At 74.1% G+C, this 3,075-nt stretch carries 3 protein-coding genes; 1 reads left to right on the forward strand and 2 read right to left on the reverse strand.

Annotation, left to right across the window (positions count from 1 at the left end):
- The coding region (locus tag ACWCSD_RS50485; protein ID WP_449926641.1) for a lysophospholipid acyltransferase family protein at nucleotides 1-577 on the reverse strand (577 nt) is incomplete at its 3' end.
- Nucleotides 578-1,126: 549 nt separating this feature from the next.
- On the opposite strand from ACWCSD_RS50485, the gene ACWCSD_RS50490 reads away from it, so the two are divergent.
- Nucleotides 1,127-2,011, forward strand: a complete 885-nt coding sequence (locus ACWCSD_RS50490) for a phosphotransferase enzyme family protein (protein WP_449926644.1) — start codon at nucleotides 1,127-1,129, stop codon at nucleotides 2,009-2,011.
- 15 nt (nucleotides 2,012-2,026) lie between these two features.
- Here ACWCSD_RS50490 and ACWCSD_RS50495 read toward each other — a convergent pair.
- On the reverse strand, nucleotides 2,027-3,075 hold a 1,049-nt coding region (locus ACWCSD_RS50495; protein ID WP_449926647.1), incomplete at its 5' end, for an SLC13 family permease.

Consider the following 3,075-nt stretch of genomic DNA (forward strand, 5'->3'; position numbering starts at 1 on the left):
CCCCGGCCAGCAGGGCGTCGCGGACCAGGCCCACCGCGGCGGGCAGCGTGGACAGGCGTTCCCTGTCGATGAACAGCGCCCCGCAGGCCGCGCCGAGCGTCCCGATGAGCGGCCACCGGCGCACCTCCCGCTTGGCCAGCAGGCGGCAGGGCAACGCGGCCAGCATGACCAGCGGGTCGAGCAGCGAGACGTGGTTGGCCACGACGAGCACCCCGGCCGCCGCCCCCGCGAGGTCCGCCGGACCGGCGACCTCGACCCGGACGCCGAGCGCGCGCAGCAGCAGCCGGGCCGCCGCCTGCGCGGTCCTGGCCCGCCAGAGCCTCGGCGCGGCCCCCATGGCGAGGAAGGCGGGCAGCGCGGCCAGCAGCACCAGCAGGGCGGCGCACAGCCGGGCCGCGCGGCGCGTGCGCCCGGCGGCGACGGCCTCCTCCGGCAGGCACGCGCGCACCGAGCACGGCGCCCGCGCCAGCCACGGGTTGATCTCCACGCGCCGGCCGGGGCCGGCGACGTGCCGCCACGTCGCACGCCCCCGCCCCGCCCCGGCGGGCGCCCCGACGGGCAGCACGACGGATGACACAGCTGGCGGCACCACGGGCGGCGTGACAGACGGCGCTGCGGGTGGAGTCGGATGGGACACGCGGGACTCCCAGACGGTGATCGGCGAGCTTGCCCGAGCGGCGCTAACGGCAGCGCGAGACGGCGGCGGGCGGCAGGTCGCGCCAGACCGGCCCCGGAACGTGGACCGTTCCAAGGCTTGCGCGCGCCTGGCGCAGGAAGGCCCGGCCCACGGCTCGCGGACCGGGCGCGACGGCGAGGGCCTGACGCGGGCCGCGCCGCGCCGTGCCGGGCAGCGTGCGGGTGCCCCGGCGCCGGGACGGGCGGGTATGGGGCGGATGTGAGCTTTGGGCGATTTCTTGCGACTGCACGATCATGAGCGTCCCGAATTCGGAGCGGGCTCGGCACCGGCGGCCCTGACCGCGGGGTGACAAGCGGATGATGATCCTGTTAGTGCAGGTTAAGCGCCATCCGGCGGAGAGCGCCGAATTTGCGCCACGTGTCGCCCGACCTTGGCAGAACACTCCACAAGCCGTCCCAGCTCATGACCTGAGCCCCATAACCTGACAAGGTGATCTACGCAAAGACGCCCCTCACCCCCGAGATCCGTGCCGCCGTCTCCCGGGCCTGGGGCGCCGAAGGAGAGGGCGAGCGGCTGCACGGCGGGGAGGAGTCGGCCGCCTACCGTCTCGGGGACCACGTCGTCCGGGTGGGCCCGGCCGCGCGCGGGGTGGCCGAGTCGGAGTGGTGCCACGCCGTCGCCCGGCACGCCGCCACCACGCTCCCCGAGGCCGTCGCCCCGCTGGCCACCGCGGGCGGCGCGACGGTGGTCGTCGTGGCGGGGCGGCCGGTCTCCTGCTGGCCCTACGTCGAGGGCGAGTGGCCCGACTCCGACGTGCCGGCGCAGCGGGAGGCGGGCGCGCGGCTGCTGGCCAGGCTGCACCGCGCGCTGGCCGGTCTGCGTCCCGGCCCGCGTCCCGTGCCCGCCTTCCAGGAGTCCGGCCTGTACGGCGACCCGCCCCCGGACGCCGCCGACCTGCACGACCCCGTCCTCGACCGCTGGCTGGCGGCCTTCCACGCCGGGCATCCCGTACGCCACCCGCTGCACGGCGACTACTACACCGGCAACACCCTGGCCAGGGACGGCCGCATCGTCGCCGTCCTCGACTGGGACGAGACCTTCGTCGGCGCCCCCGAGCTGGAGCTGGCCGCCGCCGCGCTGGAGTGGGGCGACGACCTGACCGGCCCCAGCAAGGAGTTCGTGGCCGCCTACCATGAGGAGGGCGGCACGGCGGCCCCTCTCGACGACGAGTCGCTCGCCCAGCTCGTCCGGCACAAGCTGCGCAGGGAGCACGCCTACTTCCGCAGGGCCGCCGCGGCGGGCGTGCCGCACGACGAGGAGGACCTCGACTACCACCGGGCCCGGGTCGAGCTGTTCCACCGGCTGCGTCCCTGACCCGGGCGGCCCGGGTCAGAAGTAACGCAGCCAGACGTACACCCAGGCCAGGGCCGTGCTGCCCAGGGTGACGACGATGCCGTACCGGGTGAACTGCCAGAAGGAGATCGGGTTCCCGGTGCGGGCGGCGATCCCGAGGGCCACGACGTTGGCGCTGGCGGCGACCGCGGTGCCGTTGCCGCCGAAGTCGGCGCCGAAGGCGAAGGCCCACCACAGCGCCTGCCCGGTGGACGCGTCCGGTGCGGCGGCGGCCAGTTCCTCCACCACCGGCGCCATCGTCGCCACGTACGGGATGTTGTCGAAGAACGCCCCCAGCACGCTGGAGCCGAACAGCAGCGAGGTGGCCGCGGCGAAGTAGTTGTCGCCGAACAGGTCGATGGTGGCGCGGCCGATGGTCTCCATCATGCCGGTGTGCACCAGGCCGGCGACCATGACGAACAGCCCGGCGAAGAACACCAGCGTGGGCCATTCGACCTCGCGCAGCACGTCCCCGAGCTCGACCCGGCAGACCAGCAGCATGACCCCCGCGCCGACCAGGGCGATGATCGAGGGCGCCAGGTGCAGCACGGAGTGCAGCGCGAACGCCGTCACCACCCCGGCCAGCACCGTCATCGACCGCGCCAGCAGCGCGGGGTCGGTGATGGCCCGCCGCTCCTGCAGCGCCATCACCTTGGCGACGTGGTCGGCGTTGTAGTGGAAAGACCGGCGGAACAGCGGGTAGGTGAGCAGCACGAACACGCCGAAGATCACCACGACCGCGGGCGCCATGTGGACGAGGAAGTCGTTGAACGTCAGCCCCGCCCGGCTGCCGATGATGATGTTCGGCGGGTCGCCGATCAGCGTCGCCGCCCCGCCGATGTTGGAGGCCAGCACCTCGGCGATCAGGTACGGCTGCGCCGGGATGCGCAGCCGTCCGCACACCATCACCGTCACCGGCGCGACCAGCATGATCGTCGTGACGTTGTCCAACACGGACATCGACAGCAGACTTCCCACCTCTTCCATCTCCCGCGGGCCCATGCCCTGCGTGGTCACGCACGCCGTGCCCACCCGGATCCCGGAGG

Source organism: Nonomuraea sp. NPDC001684 (assembly GCF_053596515.1).